The sequence below is a fragment of the Bowmanella yangjiangensis genome (assembly GCF_017255015.1).
GTDB lineage: Bacteria > Pseudomonadota > Gammaproteobacteria > Enterobacterales > Alteromonadaceae > Bowmanella > Bowmanella yangjiangensis.
The window spans coordinates 1-520 of record NZ_JAFKCS010000534.1 but is presented as its reverse complement, the minus strand read 5'-3'; the positions used below and the strand labels follow the sequence as shown (position 1 = coordinate 520).

Annotated in this window: 1 protein-coding gene; it reads right to left on the bottom strand. The window is 65.2% G+C overall.

What is annotated here, in order from left to right; translation table 11 throughout:
- A partial coding sequence (locus tag J0A65_RS25520) for an SDR family oxidoreductase (RefSeq protein WP_206597015.1) occupies window positions 1–359 on the bottom strand: 359 nt, incomplete at its 3' end.
- Window positions 360–520: the final 161 nt, after the last annotated feature.

Genomic DNA, 520 nt, shown 5'->3' with positions numbered 1-520 from the left:
AGCACCTGGAAGGTGTTGATCGCGCCGGCACCGTTGACCTGCCACTGCTGCTCGAACGCCTGCATGTCGCAACCTGGGGCCAGGCGGGCAATACCGGCATTGGGTACCAGGCAGTCGATCGGGCCCAGGCGCCCGGCGCGCTCGGCCAGGCCATGCAGAGCCTCGATGTCGGTGACATCGCCCGCGCACCAATGCAGCTGCTCGGGATACTGCGCCTGCAATGCAGGCAGACCTCCCAGGCTCCGCGAGAACGCCATGACCCGCGCGCCGCGTTGCAACAGCAACTCACACACTGCCAGTCCGATACCCGAACTCGCCCCCGTGACGACCGCCAGGCGGCCCTGAAAACTCGTATTCATGAAGATCCCCGAAGAAAGAAGAGCGTGAGCGCCGCGCCAGCCGGACGCAGCGCAATCGACTTACTGCGCCAGCAGACGGATGCCGTGTATGTCCACCTGCTGGCCGACGTCGAAACGTGCGTTCGGTGAGCGCACCCACTGCTCACGACCATCCTCATGAC